The 17,705-nt window shown below is 59.8% G+C and carries 8 protein-coding genes; 7 read left to right on the top strand and 1 reads right to left on the bottom strand.

Annotation, left to right across the window (positions count from 1 at the left end):
• Nucleotides 1-68 precede the first annotated feature (68 nt).
• The 6 genes from D620_RS0102340 to D620_RS0102305 all read left to right on the top strand — a co-directional run bounded on the left by D620_RS0102340 (nt 69) and on the right by D620_RS0102305 (nt 8,263).
• A complete protein-coding gene (locus D620_RS0102340) occupies nt 69-1,637 on the top strand; it encodes a PAS domain-containing sensor histidine kinase (protein ID WP_033375983.1) in 1,569 nt (522 codons plus the stop codon).
• Nucleotides 1,634-1,999: a response regulator gene (locus D620_RS0102335; protein WP_017664175.1), complete on the top strand. Its 366-nt coding sequence runs from the start codon at nt 1,634-1,636 to the stop codon at nt 1,997-1,999. The genes D620_RS0102340 and D620_RS0102335 overlap by 4 nt, the downstream gene beginning before the upstream one ends.
• Nucleotides 1,999-2,604: a response regulator gene (locus D620_RS0102330; protein ID WP_017664174.1), complete on the top strand. Its 606-nt coding sequence runs from the start codon at nt 1,999-2,001 to the stop codon at nt 2,602-2,604. Before D620_RS0102335 ends, D620_RS0102330 begins: the two co-directional genes overlap by 1 nt.
• 642 nt (nt 2,605-3,246) lie before the next feature.
• The gene (locus D620_RS14505; protein ID WP_081596506.1) at nt 3,247-5,157 is read left to right on the top strand and encodes a TolC family outer membrane protein; all 1,911 of its coding nucleotides are present in this window, start codon (nt 3,247-3,249) and stop codon (nt 5,155-5,157) included.
• On the top strand, nt 5,158-6,909 hold the full coding sequence (locus D620_RS14500; RefSeq protein ID WP_017664169.1) for a type I secretion system permease/ATPase: 1,752 nt from the start codon (nt 5,158-5,160) through the stop codon (nt 6,907-6,909).
• Between the two features lie 34 nt (nt 6,910-6,943).
• Nucleotides 6,944-8,263 (top strand): HlyD family type I secretion periplasmic adaptor subunit, encoded by a 1,320-nt coding sequence (locus D620_RS0102305; protein WP_026091889.1) that lies wholly within the window; start codon nt 6,944-6,946, stop codon nt 8,261-8,263.
• Nucleotides 8,264-8,546: 283 nt separating this feature from the next.
• Here D620_RS0102305 and D620_RS15650 read toward each other — a convergent pair whose 3' ends face one another.
• Nucleotides 8,547-9,452, bottom strand: a complete 906-nt coding sequence (locus D620_RS15650) for a response regulator (protein ID WP_081596504.1) — start codon at nt 9,450-9,452, stop codon at nt 8,547-8,549.
• Nucleotides 9,453-10,326: 874 nt separating this feature from the next.
• Here D620_RS15650 and D620_RS16520 point away from each other — a divergent pair.
• The coding region (locus D620_RS16520; RefSeq protein WP_017664165.1) for a peroxidase family protein at nt 10,327-17,705 on the top strand (7,379 nt) is incomplete at its 3' end.

Raw genomic sequence — 17,705 nt, 5'->3', positions numbered from 1 at the left:
CAGTGCTGGTCGGGCGATCCGAAAGCGCATCATTTGTCTAGACGAAACGGGAAGGCAAGTGAGTATCCGTGCATTATCAAGATCAGGAGAAGTTGTCCCACCTCATTGCCCAAGCGACGAGTGATGCGTTCGTCGCTGTCGACCCGGACAATCGCGTAATCTATTGGAACGAAGGCGCCGCAAATTTGTTCGGTTGGCGAGCCGATGAAATAATTGGCCAAAGCCTTCATCTTATCGTACCGGAAATTCACCGGGCCAATCACCTGTTGGGAATGCGGCGATTGACCGAAGGGGGGCAATCACGGCTTTTGGGGAAAACGACGTCCGTCACCGCTCTTTGTCGCGACGGCCGATTGGTCCCGGTCGAACTGTCGCTTACTCACTGGGAGGATTCCGAAACCGGGAAGCCGGCAGGCTATGCCGCAATCGTTCGAGACTCCAGTGAGCGCCGCAATCTCGAGGACCAGCGGGATGCTTACCAGCGGAAACTGGAGGATCAGTTTTCTGCAATTGAGGCGACCTCGGACGGCGTGGCGATCACCGACCCGGAGGGCTTCTTCACCTATCTGAATCGTGCCCACTGCACGATGTTCGGCTATAGCGATGCGACCGCGCTTGTCGGACGGCATTGGTCGATCCTTTATGACCGCCAGGAAGCCCAGCGCATCGAACAGGTCGCTATGCCGTCGGTTTTCAAGGAGGGCAGCTGGCGGGGAGAGGCGTGTGGTGTTCGGCGGGACGGCGGCATTGTCGAGCAGGACGTAACGCTTGCGCAAAGTCCTTCTGGCGGACTGGTATGCACGACCCGCGATATCGGAGAAATCAAGCGTGCGACGAGGGACCGCATTCGCGCGCGCGAGAGACTGTTGCTGGTTAAGCGCAAGGAGATGATCAGCCGCGCGGTTTCCGGCGTGGCTCACGATCTGGCAAACTTCATTGCGGTTATAGGTTTCTCGGCAACCACGCTGCGGACCAAGTGTCGGCCGTGCCCACCTGAACTGAAGCGGATCGAAGGCGTCGCGAAGCAGGCAAGCAGCCTGCTCGATTCGGTGCTTGCGCCAAATACTGCCAAGCAGCCGCCCCGTGCGCTCGATGCGAAATCGGCCCTCGAAACCGTCATCGAACTCACCGCTGTTACGTTGAAGCCCAATCACTCCATCAGGCTCAAGGCGCAAGAGGACGATATCGCGCTGAAGGCGGTTGAGACCGAATTCCTGCGCGTGATGATAAATCTTTGCAACAACGCCCGCGATGCACTGCCGGCCGATGGAGCGGGGTCGATCGAGGTCACCCTTGAGCGGCTCAATCCGGCGCGACGGATATCGAAGCCGATGATTGGCGAGAAGCCCGAACTGCCAAGTGCGCTGATCACCGTGAGAGACACCGGCTGTGGCATCGCAGAAGAAGAACTCGCGCGCATATTCGAGCCATTCCATACCACGAAATCTTACGGCATGGGGCTGGGCCTCAGTGTCGTATCGGAAATGATCGCCGAAGCAGGTGGTTCAATCAACGTCAAAAGCGGGGCGCACGGGACGACATTCCAGCTGACCTGGCCGCTCGACACACGCCCCTTGAGCACCGCTACGGCGAGGACGTCAGCCCAGAGCACCAACTTGCGGACGCAAGAATCTTGATTGTCGATGACAACCCGTCGGTTCTCGATCTCATTGCAAGTGAGGTAAGCAAGCTGGGGGCGGAGGCGATTACGATGAATTCTCCGCTTCAGGCGCTCCAAGAACTGAAAGCCAATCCATCAGGTTGGGACGCGGTTATTCTTGATTACGACATGCCGGAAATGAACGGCGCGCAACTGGCAGCGCGAATTCGTGACATGTGGCCGCCGCTTCCCATCCTGCTGTGCACCGCTCTGCACGAAATCGAAATAGAAGTCTCCCCCTCGCTTTTCGACGAACGAATCATAAAGTCAGCTATTTCCAACAGTCTTAATCAGGCACTTATCCGCCTGCTTAATAACACGAGTGTTGAAGGTGCGTAATGCGGATCCTATTCGCCGATGATCACGATCTTCTTAGGGATGCGCTCAAGGCCTACCTTGAGGCGGACGAGGAGTTTACGGTCGAACTTGCTTCGACAGTTGACGAGGCGTTGGTCGGGATTGCACATGAGGGCCCGTTCGATCTCGTCCTGCTTGATTACCAGATCCCCGGCATGGACGGACTTCTCGGCCTCAGGCGAATAGTTGCTGCACAAGATCCCCGCCCGGTCATGCTCCTTACGGGTGTAGCGACAGATGGTACAGCCGCAGCGGCTCTGCGCTCGGGTGCGGTTGCGGTGCTCAGCAAGACAATGTCGGTCGAAAAGCTCAAGGTCGCAATTGTCAGCGTCATCAACGGCAGTTTTGTCCCACCATATTCCGGTTCTGCCGGTCAGGCTGGCAACGCGGACACCCCGACGTTGACGCCGCGTCAGGAGCAGGTTTTGCGCTGCATCTGCTCAGGCCTGTCAAACAAGCAGATTGCGAGGGACCTGAAGCTCACTGAGGCAACGATAAAGATGCATGTCAAGATGATCTTTGCAAAATTGGGCGTGAATAGTCGCACTCAGGCAATCTTGATTGCACGTAATTTTAATTTGATTTAATCAGAGATGTTTTCATTACACGGCATCTACACGCTTCGGCCGAGAATGTTTATGGCGCAGGCGCTTTATGCAGTTGCGACCTCGGCGGCGCTAATGGCGATGTTCAGGTAGATTAGGCCTCCCGCTTTCCGCACATCGGCGCGGCACTAGGCCCCTCATTTGCCCCGGCGCCAATGCCCTCTAGCCCGCTGCACTTGAGATATATGCTGAAGTCGCAGGCGACCCATACGCGAGATCGCGTTGACCGAGCAAAGCTCCTCCACTTTGCTCTCCAGGTCCTTGGCCTGATCAAAGTCGCTGGCGCCCTGCGCCACTGGCCCTGCCCGCCGGCCCTGCCCCTCGCCCCCCCCCAGACGCCCCTGCACTGACATCCTGCGGAATTTCGCTGCCGTCGGCAGCGGCGCTGACCAGTCCGCTGCACTCTACATCAATCCGCACCACCTGCCGTGAAACGCAAAAAAGGGCTTTTGCGCGGCAGCGCCAATTACCCCGCTCTTACAAATAGGGGTCATTGGATCGCTCCACCACTCCGATCATGCATTTTCAAACTGAAAGTATTTCAATCTGAATTGAAACTTATTTATTGATCGGAACTTGCGGGGCTTAACGGGTGATTAGGACATATCTTTTACACAATTTTCCATGCAAAACAAGCACCAAATTTCAATCTATTCGGGATTGGTCGTCCAACATAGGCAGAGGTCCATAAAGTTACTTCTGCCTGTTGTTTGCATTGGCGCGCTTGTCTATAATATTGAGGGACCGTGCCTGGCTGAAGATCTGACGCAAGCGCTGCAAGCTGCTTATTCGCGGAGCGAAATCATCGCCAATGCCGCCGCAGAGCACGAGGCCGATCTCGAGCGGGTCACCATTTCCAGAGCCGCAGGACTTCCAGAAGTCAATGCAAGCCTCAGTGTCAACGAAGCTGTTGTCGGACCCCGGATTGGCCCCGATCTGCTGAGCGTCCAGGGGGGGATTTCCCTCCCCCTTTATCGCGGCGGGAGCGTGAAGAACCAAATCAAGGCAGCTAAGGCACAATCTGACGCTTCGTACGTCGGCAAGCGAACTGCCGAAGCGCAAGTTTTCTCCGAAGTTGTCGCGGCCTATGCGAATGTGATTCGTGATCGCCAGATTCTGGTTTTGAGCAGGGAAAACCTGGATACGCTGACGACGACCCTCAATGCCACGCGCGCACGCTTCCAGGTGCGCGACCTGACCCGGACCGATGTTGCGCAGGCTGAATCTCGCGTTGCCCTTGCGCAAGGCGAGGTGGAAACGGCCGAGGCCAACTTGATCGAGGCAATGGAGGAATTCCAGAGAGTTACAGGAATGCAGGCCACCGATCTGGCTCCCATGCCGGTTCTTCGGAACCTGCCTCCGGATCCTGAAACTGCGGCCAGATCGGCGGTTGACGAAAATCCCGATATCTTGCGGGCGCGCGCTGTTTCCGAGGCCCGGCGTTACGAATGGCGCGCAGCAAGGGGGGGCGCGTTGCCTTCTGTGTCTGCCGTGGCCAATGGCCGTTATGGAAACTCCATGCAGGCTCCTGCGCAGGCAGATAACAGCCGTTTCGGGGCGACCGTCGGCTTTTCGATAAATGTTCCGCTATTCCAGGGTGGCCGAACGTCCGCCAGTATCCGCGAAGCCAACCTCAGGGAAAACCAAGCGCTCCTTGCAGTGAGCGATCTTGAGCGGAGACTGACTGCACAAGCCAGAAGCGAATACGCCAACTGGCAGGCATCCAGCTCAGTCGTCATGGCAAGTCAACGCGCCGTCACGGCGGCGCGCAGTGCTCTGGCCGGCGTCCGTGCAGAAAGCGACGTGGGAACTCGCACGATCCTCGACATCCTCAATGCCGAACAAGAGCTGCGTAATGCTCAGGTTCAGCTAGTGTCAGCGCAGCGGGATTCTTACGTGGCCGCATTCGCGCTGCTTACGACGATGGGGCGGACTCAGGCGCATCACTTGGGTGTCGGGAACCGCGCTACCGAGCTGGTTCCCGAGCCTGAAACCGACCTCACGTCCGATCTGGCATTCGCCCCGGAGACCGACGAACCGGAGCTCGCCGCTTCTTCGAGTGCTGGTCCGTGGCCAAAAATCGCAGTGGAAGACCTGCCGATTGCGGCAGCCAGCTCTCCAGTGCCGCCGGTGCGACCTGCCGCGCCCGAGCGCCAGGAAACGCCTGTCGTCCGGAAGGCCACACCCGAATTCTCCCCGCAACCTGTTCGTCCAAGCACCCGGTTCGAGCCAACTCAATGGGTCATTCAATTGGCAGCCTTTTCCACGCAGGCCTCCGCGCAGCAGCATTGGCAGGAGATCGAAGGCCAAACCAAGCGACTCATTGGGCCTGGACGGCCGGTCATCACCAGCTTCAGATCCGCCGGAAACGAGATGTTCCGTCTTGCTTTCGGGCCTTTCCCGGACTTCGCGGCCGCCGAAGCGGCGTGTCACGATCTGAGGTTGGGAAAGCAGAATTGCATCGTCCGCCGCTTCTCGACGCTCGGCGTACCGCAGTGGACCGGTCCGCTTTCTGGCGAAGAAGGAGAGCGTTGAATGGAACCGAAATCCGCACTTCTCGCCGAATTTCGCGAGTCAAATAATTATCTCAAGACCTCTTTGAAAAGATCATATAGCGCGATCATCGCGATCTTTATAATTTCAGTGATTGTGAATATATTCGTCTTGAACGGGTCTATTTACATGATGATGGTGTATGATCGGGCGCTTCCATCACAAAATTTGTCGACGTTGTTCGGCCTCTTCGGCCTTTCTGCTATTATCTATGTGGCACAAGGGTTTTTCGAAGTGCAACGAAGCGCGGTTCTCGCAGACATCGCCTCCAGCCTTGAACACTCGATCAATCCATTGGCGATCCGGGCGGCACACGAGCTGTCGATCAGGAATGATCCGGCAGATCGCACGGGCGGCCCAATGCGCGATCTCGAGCAGGTCCGGAACTTCATCGCCGGCCCGGGCCCGAGTGCGTTCATGGACCTTCCGTGGATCCTCTTTTTCCTGGCCATTCTGTCCATGTTGCACATTTGGCTTGGCGTGGCCGCGTTGGTCGGCGCGTGCGTGCTGGTCGCGCTGACAGTTGTCACGGAACAGCTTCACAAGAAATCCGCTAGCACGATCAGCGAACTGGGGCAGAAAAGGCAGTACCTGCTCGATCGCAAGCGCAGGGGTGCTGAAACGATCCAGGCACTGGGCATGCGGCAACGATTTGCGCGGATGTTCCTTGCACTCAATGCCCAACTCAACCTCCGGCAGGCTGAGGTCAACAAGACGCTGATCGTCCTTTCGACAATTAGCAAAACGATGCGGATGTTCATCCAGAGCGCATTGTTGGCTGTAGGCGCTTGGCTTGTCATTTCGGGAGAGACATCGGGCGGCGTTATCTTTGCCAGCTCAATTCTTGCAGGACGTGCGCTTGCCCCGATCGATCAGGCGATTGCCCAGTGGCGAAATTTCTCTTCGGCGCGGACGAGTTGGGCTCGCCTGAATCAGACCTTACTTCAGTTTGGAGTCCCGGAAACACGCGTGGCTTTGAACAGGCCGAAGGGTCAGTTGGACGTTGCAGAGTTGCAGATCGTGCCTCCCGGGCAAGAGACCCCTACGCTCCACGGCGTAAGCTTTGCCTGCGAGCCGGGCTCGATCGTGGGAGTGATAGGTGCCAGTGGAGCTGGCAAATCCTCGCTCGCGCGGGCGCTGGTGGGCATATGGCCCCCCAGCGGCGGAACCATTCGGCTGGACGGTGCGACGCTTGCTCAGTGGGACAGCGACGTCCTAGGCAGCCTCATCGGCTACCTGCCGCAGACGGTCGAACTGTTAGAAGGGACGGTTGCACAAAACATCGCCCGCTTCGATCCATCCGCAACTTCGGAAGGCATCATTGAGGCCGCAACCCACGCCGGTGTGCATGAACTGATCTTGCAGTTGCCCGATGGGTACGAAACGGAAGTGGGAGAGGAGGGGCGACGACTTTCCGCCGGTCAGAGACAACGTGTCGGCCTTGCCCGCGCCTTGTATCAGAAACCCAGCCTGGTGGTGCTCGACGAGCCCAACAGCAACTTGGATCCGGCAGGAGAGCAGGCGCTTGCCGCGGCCCTGATCAATTTGCGCAAGAATCATTCGACCGCGGTCGTCGTTACACATCGGCAGGCGATGCTGCGGTTTGCCACACACATTCTGTACCTTGCTGACGGCAAGGTCGTTGCGTTCGGCCCTCGCGACGCTGTGCTTCAGGCCATCAAGGACCGGAGCAATGTCCAGACCATGCCTGAGGCCGAAGCCGCTCGTGTCTGAGCCGCACGTTCAACCCGGAAGCGAAAAGCAGACCATGACACCTGATTTCCTATTCGATGCTGACAGCCCCCTGCCGGAAGCCAACCTGAAGCGGCGGGCGCGTATTGCCTATTTCAGCATCGGCATCACCGCAGCAACGATGACTGCCCTATCGACCGTGGTGACCGTATCCGGTGCAGTGATCGCCCCTGGCAGCCTGTCGGCTTCCAGTCAGACAAAGCTCATAACCCACCCGACAGGCGGAGTTTTGTCCGATTTGCTTGTTGCAGACGGTCAGCATGTTTCAGAAGGTCAGGTGCTTTTGCGGCTTGATACGAACGTCGCCCAAACGACCGCTGCGGTATCGGCAGATAGTGTCTCGGCGCTGGCGGCCCGGCGCAAGCGACTGGAAGCCGAACTCCTTGGCGCAGGCAATGCCGGCTTTGCCACGATTGATCCCTCAGGTAAAAACCTCGCCGATGGGACCTCACTCGCGCGCGAGCAGGAGCTGTTTCAAGCCAGACGGGCGGAGACCGAGGCCCAGGTGGGCATGTTGGTGGCACGACTTCGGCAGCTTGAGGCAGAGATAGCGGGACATCAAAGCCGGATTGCTTCGCTGCGCAAGCAGCAGGCGCTTCTGGCCCCAGAGCTTGAGGGTCTTCGCAAGCTGTACCAACAGGAACTGGTAACGATCAACAGACTGAACGAGATCGAGCGATCCGACGTCGTGCTAAGGGGGGAAATCGCCGCTGCAGAGGCCGGTATCCGTCAGGCTCAGGCGCGGATTACGGAGACGAACAGAGAGATCAGTTATGCTCGTCAGAACTTGCGGACTTCGGCTGGTCAAGAACTCAACGAAGTTGTCACCGAGCTCGGTGAAGGTCGTTTAAGACTGGTCGATGCCGGGGATGCCCTCGAGCGCTCGACGATCAGGTCGCCGCAGTCAGGGGTTGTGGACTCGGTCGCCTATGTGACGCCCGGAAGTTTCGTACCGCCCGGCCAGACCATTCTGCGGATCGTGCCGGACCAGGACAAGCTGCTTGCGGAAGTCCGGGTCAGCCCCGCAGATATCGAACAGGTTCGGATCGGACAGGATGTGCGGCTCCGCTTCTCGACACTCCAGTTGGAGTCGTCTCCCGAAATATTGGGGACGGTTGCCTTCATCTCCCCGGATCGGATCGAGGATCCGCAAACCGGGCAACCCTATTTCAAGGTAAAGATCGATAGCAGCGGGCGCGAGTTGGATGCTGTCGGTAAGACAGCGTTGGTTAATGGCATGCCTCTCGAGGCCTACATTGCCACCGGCGAGCAATCACTGATGAGCTATCTTTTGAAGCCCCTTCTCGATCAGATACGCAAGGCATTTACCCAGTGATGATGCTGAAGAAGCTATCACGGGCAAAGATCGTCGCGGCTCTCACTTTCTTGACCGCGATGGAAGCCATTTTCGTCCTGCCAACCCTCGACAGCAAATATTTCAATTAGTTTCATAAGGATAAATGAAATTACCACTGTCGACAGGCTGAATAAAATAACTTTCCAAAGCATATTTTAGCGCCTTAAAAAATTTTCAGGTCCAAAATTTGGAAAGGACCGGAGGTTGAAGGATACACTCCGACGAAGCCGATTGTGTACGATTACAATCGCATGACGCGCTTCTAGTCCTCCAAAGGTCGAGTGAATATTTCGGACTTGAGCATTATTTCGGACATGACCGAAAGCGTCTCGTTCTCAAGTTCCAGGAGAACTCGCCTTTGATCGAGCGGATCCTTCCATCGGCGCACCATCCGATGATCCACCAGATTACCGATGTAACGGTAGGCCGTCGTGAACGGGACTGCCGCCGCGGCGCAGGCGCTCGACACGGGCACCGGCTCTCCCTGCAGCTTTGCCAGCGTCAGTTCGAGGATAATGTCCCAGGCCGGATCAGAGAACAGCTCGCTCCCCAGATATTCATTGCGTCGTTGCCGGAAGGCTTTCGTCCTGCGTATCAGCTTTATCAGCGTCTGCTCCGGGGCCGCGTCAAGCGCATTGGCCCTGGTGTTGCCCTTCTCACACTCATTAATCGGTTGGGCCGACGCAAAGGCCGCTAAAAGTTTTATGCTCGCTAGTTGAGAGCGCCGCAAAAAGGCTCTGCGCAGCGCGCGCGCCAATTCTTCATCACTTAAGGGCTTGCTCAGAAGATCGACTGCATTTCCATGCATCGCCCGGGTGGCAATATCCAACGATGGCATATCCGCCATAATGATTGGCACGACCGGTCGAAGCAGACCGAACCGCGCGTCAATTTCTTCCAGAAGATTAAAATCATCCCCGAAGGCTGTCGATGCATCGGCGATGACAACTCCAATTCCCGGTTCATTCTCGAGCAACTCGATGGCGCCTATCGGATCGGCCGATACCAGGCAGTGATAGCCAAGCTTTTGCATCGCTTCGCCGGTTGCATCGCGGCTATCAACACCGCCGTCGACAATAATGACCGTGCAATACGCCTCTCGACCGGAAACACTTGGCTGTAATTCTTCTTTGATTACAGATGTCTGATTAAGATAGAATGGATACATTCTGAAAGTGTCCCACCCTGTATTAAAGACGGATCATCCGGAAACCGATTGCGGCGCTGGCTTGGGCCGGGGCATTTGCTAACTTATCCGCCTTATCCTCCTTAACGTCTACGCCATGCCGACGCGCTAGTGTATACACCCGTAAGGATGGGCTACAGCTCCGGCGGCGCCGCCAGTGCCGAAACCTCGGCAAGGGGGGTTGCGTTAGTGCGAAAGGCCCGGGCAGCGTCCAAGCAGGGATCACGCCGCTGAATAGGCGGTCGTGGTTCACAGCGCACCCAAAGCCCCGCTTTCGCATGGGGCGGATCGCATGATGAGCGGGCGCCGCCATCGCCTTGGGAGGCCATTTTTGACACCATCAGATGACCGGGATCATCGGCGATTCGGCAGCGCCATGATTTCTATTGCTGGTTAATCGTCATGATGCTCGGATTTACGGTAATGCCAGCCCTAAAACCCATAGGAAATTTGTTCTTTATGGAATGATCGGGAAATCGATGATTTTCAGGATGATGAATAGTTAACAGATTTCGTATTAATGGTAAATATTTTCTTAAATTTTTGGAATGAAACGGTATTTATAGTTAATTATTCGGCCACGCAGTTGTTTTTTTCGGACGTTCGTGAATAGACGCCCCCATCGAAATCTCATTTCCGAGTTTTTTCCGTTCCTAGCCAGCCGCACAATCTAATGACCGCGGGTGTCCATTTGACGGTAATGTGGGGAGTAAAGTCAGTGCTCAAGTTGAACATCAATGATCTCGTTCATATTCTGAAGCAGATTAAAATCGCTGAGAACCATTCTGCCACTGGTCAGCTTGTCGACAATCTCGGCAATCCTCTAAATGCTCTGACTCCCTACGGTCTTCGGACTGTGAGCGGCGAATACAACAACCTCGTCACTCCCACGGGCGGTTCGGCCGACCAGCTGATGCCGCGTCAGACCACTCCGACCTGGATCGCGGCTGACGCCAACCCGAGCACGGGCCAGCCAACCAGCTATGCCCAGACCTCGGGCTCGGTCTATGACGCCGACCCGCGCATGATCTCCAACCTGATCGCCGATCAGTCGCTCAAGAACCAGGTCGCGGTCATGACCGCCCTTACATCGGTCGGCATCACCAGCGGCGCGCTCTACAACAGTGTGATGGCCAGCGCCGATCTGGCGCGCACCGCGATCATTGCCGCGGAAAGCGCCCAGGCAAACTTCGCAGCCGCCGAGAGCGCCTTCACGGCTGCCGGTTCGCTGACAGCGAGTGACACAGGCGCTGCGCTCCAGGAGGCATCGGGCCTGCTCACCAACGCGCTCGCGCAGCGCGATGCCGCCGTCGCCGATGCCGTCGAGCAGCTTTCGCTCGCCGGGATCGGGGTGGAGGGCACATCGATCGTCCTGCCCAACGTCATGACCGACCTCGGCAGCACGGCGCCGCTCAACGGCTTCATGACGATCTTCGGCCAGTTCTTCGATCACGGCCTGACCATGATCAACAAGGGCGGCAGCGGTACGGTGTTCATCCCGCTCCAGCCGGATGATCCGCTCTATGTGCCGGGCAGCCCGACCAACTTCATGGTGCTGACGCGCGCCACCAACCAGCCGGGCGCCGACGGCATCCTCGGCACGGCGGACGACGTGCGCGAAGCCACCAATGTCACCACCCCGTGGATCGACCTCAACCAGATCTATACCTCGAACGAGTCGCATCAGGTGTTCCTGCGCGAATACAAGCTGGTCGACGGCAAGCCCGTTGCCACCGGCTGGCTGCTCGAGGGCGCCAATGGCGGCCCGCCGACCTGGGCCGACATCAAGGCGCAGGCGCTCAACGTGCTCGGCATCGAGCTTGGTGACATGGACGTGCACCGCGTTCCGCTGCTCGCCACCGATCTTTATGGCAATTTCATCCCCGGCGCGAACGGCTTCCCGCAGCTGGTGATCAGCCCGGATACGCTGGTCGAAGGCAACCTTACCGCACCGGTGCTGGCCTCCACGGCGATGGCGACCGGCCATGTCTTCCTTGCCGACATCGCGCACAACGCCAATCCGAAGGCCGGCCAGACCGCCGACGCCGACAGCGACGTGGGCAATGCCATCCCGCTCGACGAGCGCGGCAACCGCGCGACCTACGACAACGAACTGCTCGACAAGCACTACATCGTCGGTGACGGTCGCGGCAACGAGAACATCGCACTCACCGCGATCCATCATGTGTTCCACTCCGAACACAACAACCGCGTCAACCAGATCAAGAACGAACTGATCGCCAATGGCGATGTGGCGCTGCTCAACGAGTGGCTGGCCGTGGACGTCACCGAAATCCCCGCCGACCTCACCACGCTGCAGTGGCACGGCGAGCGTCTGTTCCATGCCGCCCGATTCACCACCGAGCAGGTCTACCAGCACCTCGTGTTCGAAGAATTCGTGCGTCTCGTCAGCCCCAACATCGATGCCTTCGTGTTCTCGAATACGGTCGACATCGATCCGGCCGTGACCGCCGAATTCGCCCATGCGGTCTACCGCTTCGGCCATTCGCAGCTCAACGAGACCGTGCCGATGATCAGTGCGGACGGGCAGACGCAGACCGACATGGGTCTGGTCGAGGCCTTCCTCAACCCTGTCGCATTCGAAGCGGCCGGTACCACCGCAGAAGAATCCGCAGGGGCCATCATCCGCGGCATGACCCGCCAGGTCGGCAACGAAATCGACGAATTCGTCACCGACGCGCTGCGCAACAACCTCGTCGGCCTGCCGCTCGACCTTGCCGCACTCAACATCGCCCGTGGTCGCGACACCGGCGTGCCCTCGCTCAATGCGGTGCGTGCGGACCTCTTCGCCCAGACGGGTGACACGCAGCTCGAACCCTATGCCAACTGGTTTGACTTCGCTCTGGCGATCAAGACCCCGGCTTCGGTGATCAACTTCATTGCCGCCTATGGTCAGCACCAGACGATCCTCGATGCGGTGACGGTCGAGCAGAAGCGCGACGCCGCGATCGGCCTCGTCATGGGCGGGGCGGGTGCGCCCGCAGACCGGCTCGACTTCCTCAACGGCACCGGCGCCTGGGCTGGTCAGGAGACGGGCCTCAACCTCGTCGACTTCTGGATCGGCGGCCTTGCCGAGAAAAAGATGGCGTTCGGCGGCCTGCTCGGCACGACCTTCACCTTCATCTTCGAAGCGCAGATGGAGAACCTTCAGGCGGGCGACCGCTTCTACTACATCAGTCGTTCGCAGGGGATGAACCTGCTGAACCAGCTCGAAGCCGACTCCTGGGCCGAACTGGCGATGCGCAACACCGATCTCCATGCCGACAACGCGACGCACCTGCCGAGCTCGCTGTTCCTGACCCCGGCCTATATCCTCGAACTGAACCAGGGCCTGCAGTCGATGGCGGATCCGGTGCATGACAACATGATCCTCCAGGCGATCAGCCCGATGGTCATCCGCAAGGATATGGATGGCGACGGCGTGAACGACTACCTGCGCTATACCGGCGTCGACCATGTGGTGCTCGGCGGTACCGAGGCTTCGGACACGCTGATCGGCGGCGAAGGCGACGACACCTTGTGGGGTGACGGCGGTGACGACCGGCTCGAAGGCGGGCAGGGCGTGGACCACATTTTCGGCGGCTCCGGCGATGACATCATCACCGACAGCGGCACCCCTGTGGGCGCGGCCGACGTGATCCATGGCGATGCCGGCAACGACGTGATCAGTGCGGGCGAAGGTCTAGACCTCTTGTTCGGCGGCCTCGGCCAGGACTTCATTATCGGCGGACGCGACATGAAGACCGTCACTTCTGGCGAAGGCAACGACTTCTCCAAGGGCGGCAACGACGCCAGCGTCATCATGGGCAATGAAGGCGACGACTGGCTTGAAGGCGGTGACGGGTTCGATGGCATCGCCGGCGAGAACTCCGAACTGTTCTTCAACAGCCCCATCATCGGCCATGACGTGATGAACGGCTACGGGAACGACACCGACTACGACGGCGAATCCGGCGACGACATCATGTTCCAGGGCGTCGGCATCCAGCGCAACAACGGCATGGCCGGGTTCGACTGGGCGATCAACAAGGGCAATCCCGTTGCCGCTGACTCGCACATGGGGATCCCGCTGTTTGCCACCCAGCCGCAGTTCACCCTGCGCGACAGGTACGACCTCGTCGAAGGCCTCTCGGGCTGGAATCTCAACGACGTGCTGACCGGCCGCGACAAGCAGCTTGGTGCGGCGCTTGCCCCCGGAGCCGCGGGCGCCGTGCCCGATCCGACTGCGCCCTTCCTGTCGCTTTCGAGCGCGCTCACCGAGGAGTCGGTGGCTCGTATCGACGGCTTCGCTGCGCTGGTGAACCATCTCGACCGTCAAACCCTCAACACGACGAGCGGAGAAACCATCACCGTGCTGGTGCGCGATGCGGCCGACGTGGTGTTCGATGCCAACGGAACTGCGACCGACATCAATGATGGTGCTCACGACATCATCATTGGTGGTGGCGGCAGCGACATCATCAAGGGCGATGGCGGCAACGACATCATCGATGGCGACCGCTGGCTCAACGTGCGCATCGGCATCAACGATCTCGACGGCAACCCGATGGCTTCGGCGGAGGACATGACCAGCCAGGTCGTCGATCTGCAGGGCAACCTGCTGTTCGGCGGCAGGACGCTCGACCAGCTGATGCTCGACCGTTCGCTCAACCCCGGCCAGCTTTCGATCATCCGCGAGATCCTCGACGGCAATCAGGCAGGTGACCAGGACGTGGCCGTCTTCCGGGACATCCACACCAACTACAGCTTTGTCCGCAACGCCGACGGTTCGACCACGGTGACGCACAATGCCGTGCTGGCGAACAACGAGACCGACGGCACCGACCGCCTGTTCAACATCGAGAAGCTGAGCTTCGTCGACGCCGACGGGAACCCCGTCATCTATGACATCAATGCCGTGGTGCCGGTGCCCGCATCCGGTGCGCCGACGCTCAGCGCCACCACGCCGATGGAAGGTCAGGTGCTGACTGTCGACCTTTCCACCATCATCGACCCCAACGGCGTGATCGACCCGGCCTACCAGTGGCAGTCCTCGACTGACAATGGTGTGACCTGGACCGACATCGCCAGCGCCACCGCCGCCAGCTTCACCGCGACGCAGGCCGAGGTGGGATCGCTGGTGCGGGTGCAGGTCTCGTGGTTCGACCTGACCGGGACCCCGGAGTCGCTGACTTCGGCTGCCACCGCTCCGGTTGCCGATCTGCCCGAACCTGCGACCGGCGCTGCGATCATCAGCGACACCACTCCGTTCGCCGGTCAAGTGCTGACGATCGACACCACAACGATTGCTGATGCCAACGGGGTCGGCCCGCTCTCCCACCAATGGCAGGTTTCGGCCGACAATGGTGCGACCTGGACGAACATTGATGGCGCAACCGGCACCAGCTACACGCCGACGCGCGAGCAGATCGGTTCGTTGTTGCAGGTTGTCACGACCTTCACCGACATCACCACTGGCACGCTGGAGACCCTGACCTCGGCAGTGACTGCAGCAATCGTGGAGGGTCCAATCGCTGCCACGGGTGCTCCGATGATCAGCGATTTGACGCCCACTGAAACGCAGGCCCTTAGCGTCGATGTCAGCGGCATTGCCGACATCAACGGTGTGGGAACTCTTGCTTATCAGTGGCAGGCCTCTACCGACAACGGCGTCACGTGGACTGATATCGCTGGTGCGACTGAAGCTAGCTTTACCCCCGCACAGGCAGAGGTTGGTTCGATCCTGCGCGTCTCGACTGCCTTTACCGATGGGCTAGGAACGGCTGAAGTCCTCGTCTCGGCTCCGACCGCTCCTGTGGCGGATCTTCCGGAGGCCGCGACCGGTGCTGCAATCATCAGCGATACCACGCCGTTCTCCGATCAGGTCCTGACGATCGATACCGCAACGATTGCCGATGCCAACGGCGTTGGTCCGCTGTCCCACCAGTGGCAAATCTCGACCGACAACGGGGCGACCTGGAGCGATATCGCCGGCGCGACCGGCACCAGCTTCACGCCGACAACGGCGCAGATCGGTGGCTTGCTGAAGGTCGTCACCACCTTCACCGACGTCACCACCGGCACGCTGGAAACCCTGACCTCGGCGGCGACCTCGGCAATCGTGCGCGGCCCTGTGGCGGCGACCGGTGCTCCGGTTGTCAGCGACCAGACGCCGCTTGAAGGCCAGTCCTTGACCCTCAACGTCAGCAGCATTGCCGACGAGAACGGGCTGGGCACCCTGTCCTACCAGTGGCAAGCCTCGACCGACAACGGCACCACCTGGACGGACATCGCCGGGGCAAATGCGGCTAGCTTCACGCCGGGTCAGGCCCAGGTCGGTTCGATCCTGCGGGTCACGGCGAGCTTCACTGACGGCATCGGCACGGCCGAGAGCCTGACGTCGACCGCCACCGGTGTGGTCGGGGACAGCTGGACGGGTACCCCGCTGCTGCTCACCACCTTCAACGGGACAGCCGGCGACGACGTTGCCAATGGTGCCGATGCGTCGAACGTCCTTGGCGGGTCGGACACCATGAACGGCCTTGGCGGCAACGACGTGCTCAATGGCCGCAACGGCAACGATGTGATCAGGGGCGGTGCCGGTAACGACACCATCAACGGTGGCACGGGTACCGACACGGCTGCCTATGCCGGGGCGAGCAGCAATTTCACGTTGAGCTCGAATGGCACGATCATCACCGTGACCGACAACACGGGTGCCGAAGGCGTCGACACTGTTGCGACGGTTGAGACCCTGCGTTTCAACGGCACGAACCACACTGTGGTAACAGGTACGACGCTGGCCAACACCATCAACGGTGGCGCCGGCAACGAAGCGATCTTCGCTCTGGCGGGCAACGACACCATCAACGGCGGAAGCGGCAACGACCTCGTCTACGCCAGTGGCGGTGCGGACTCGATCACCCAGGCAAGCGCCACCGGTGGACGTGATTTCGTTGACGGCGGTGCTGACGAAGACACCTTCACTGTCACAACGGATACCACGACAGCCGAGGCCTTCATCATCTACACCCGTGCAGCAGCAATCGCTGCGATCCCGGGCGTGGTGCTCAATGCCAACACCGAAATCGTCATCACCCGCAACGGCGCCGTGATGGCCGAACTCGACAACATCGAGGAAATCATCGTCAGCACCCTGCGTGTGACCTCTCCCGGCGGCGCCAGCGGCGGCACTGTCTCGGGCGACAGCATCACGGTGGTCGGCGACTTTAACCAGACCAGCCTCAATTTCAACACCATCACCATCGATGGCAACACCGGCAACGACACGGTTGACATTTCGGCGCTCGAATCCGCGCACCGTATCGTCTTCACCTCGAACGGCGGCCAGGACACGATCATCGGTGACCTGAGGCCTCAGGACATCGTCAACATGGATCCAGCAACTCCTGGCATGTTGTCGCACAGCACTGTCCTGTCGGCGACGGAACACGCCCCGATGACCACCGCGGATATCGCGCCGGTCGCGCTCGAAACCCCGGCCCCCGTTATCGAAGCGGTACCGGTGCTCGATCAGGACTTCCAGGGCGGTAGCGCCTCGGACATCCTCATGGCCGACGCGGGCGACGATCGCCTGGCCGGCGGCTCGAACGACGACTTCCTCTACGGGATGTTCGGCGACGACGTCATCTCCGGCGGTTCGGGCAATGACGCCCTCGACGGCGGCGAAGGCGACGACATGCTTTCGGGGGGCTCGGGTAACGACTACCTCTACGGTGGCGAAGGCGATGACGAGCTGACCGGGGGCACCGGCAACGACATCTTCGCTTTCGGCAATGGTGATACCGTGGCCGATTTCGCGGCCGACCTCGACAAGATCGACCTCAGCGCCCTGGGCGTGACGGCGGCGAATTTTGCCGAGCTGGTCTCGATCAACGCCGCTCGCGGCGGTGCTCGCATCACCATCGGAGCGGAATCGATGCTGGTGGCCGACACCAGCGCGGTCTCGCTCACTGCGGCCCAGTTCATCTTCGCCGAAGAACCCGCCGCTGTGGTGGTCGACACCCCTGCGGCTCAGGTCGAAGAGACCCCCGCTCCGGTGGTCGATACCCCCGTGGTTCCGGTCGAAGAGACCCTGCCCCCGGTGGTCGACTCCCCCGTGGTTCCGGTCGAGGAGACCCCCGCTCCGGTGGTCGACACCCCCGCGGCTCCGGTCGAAGAGACCCCCGCTCCGGTGGTCGACACCCCCGCGGCTCCGGTCGAAGAGACCCTGCC

The organism is Porphyrobacter sp. AAP82 (genome assembly GCF_000331285.1).
In the GTDB taxonomy this organism is placed as follows: Bacteria; Pseudomonadota; Alphaproteobacteria; order Sphingomonadales; family Sphingomonadaceae; genus Erythrobacter.
The sequence above is the reverse complement of the archived record's forward strand: the minus strand, read 5'-3'. Positions and strand labels throughout refer to the sequence as shown.

What these genes read in the sequence shown, in the direction of transcription:
- D620_RS0102305 (WP_026091889.1), top strand. Translation starts at nt 6,944, where the DNA reads ATGACACCTGATTTCCTATTCGATGCTGACAGCCCCCTGCCGGAAGCC.
- D620_RS14500 (WP_017664169.1), top strand. Translation starts at nt 5,158, where the DNA reads ATGGAACCGAAATCCGCACTTCTCGCCGAATTTCGCGAGTCAAATAAT.
- D620_RS14505 (WP_081596506.1), top strand. Translation starts at nt 3,247, where the DNA reads ATGCAAAACAAGCACCAAATTTCAATCTATTCGGGATTGGTCGTCCAA.
- D620_RS15650 (WP_081596504.1), bottom strand. Translation starts at nt 9,452, where the DNA reads ATGTATCCATTCTATCTTAATCAGACATCTGTAATCAAAGAAGAATTA.
- D620_RS0102330 (WP_017664174.1), top strand. Translation starts at nt 1,999, where the DNA reads ATGCGGATCCTATTCGCCGATGATCACGATCTTCTTAGGGATGCGCTC.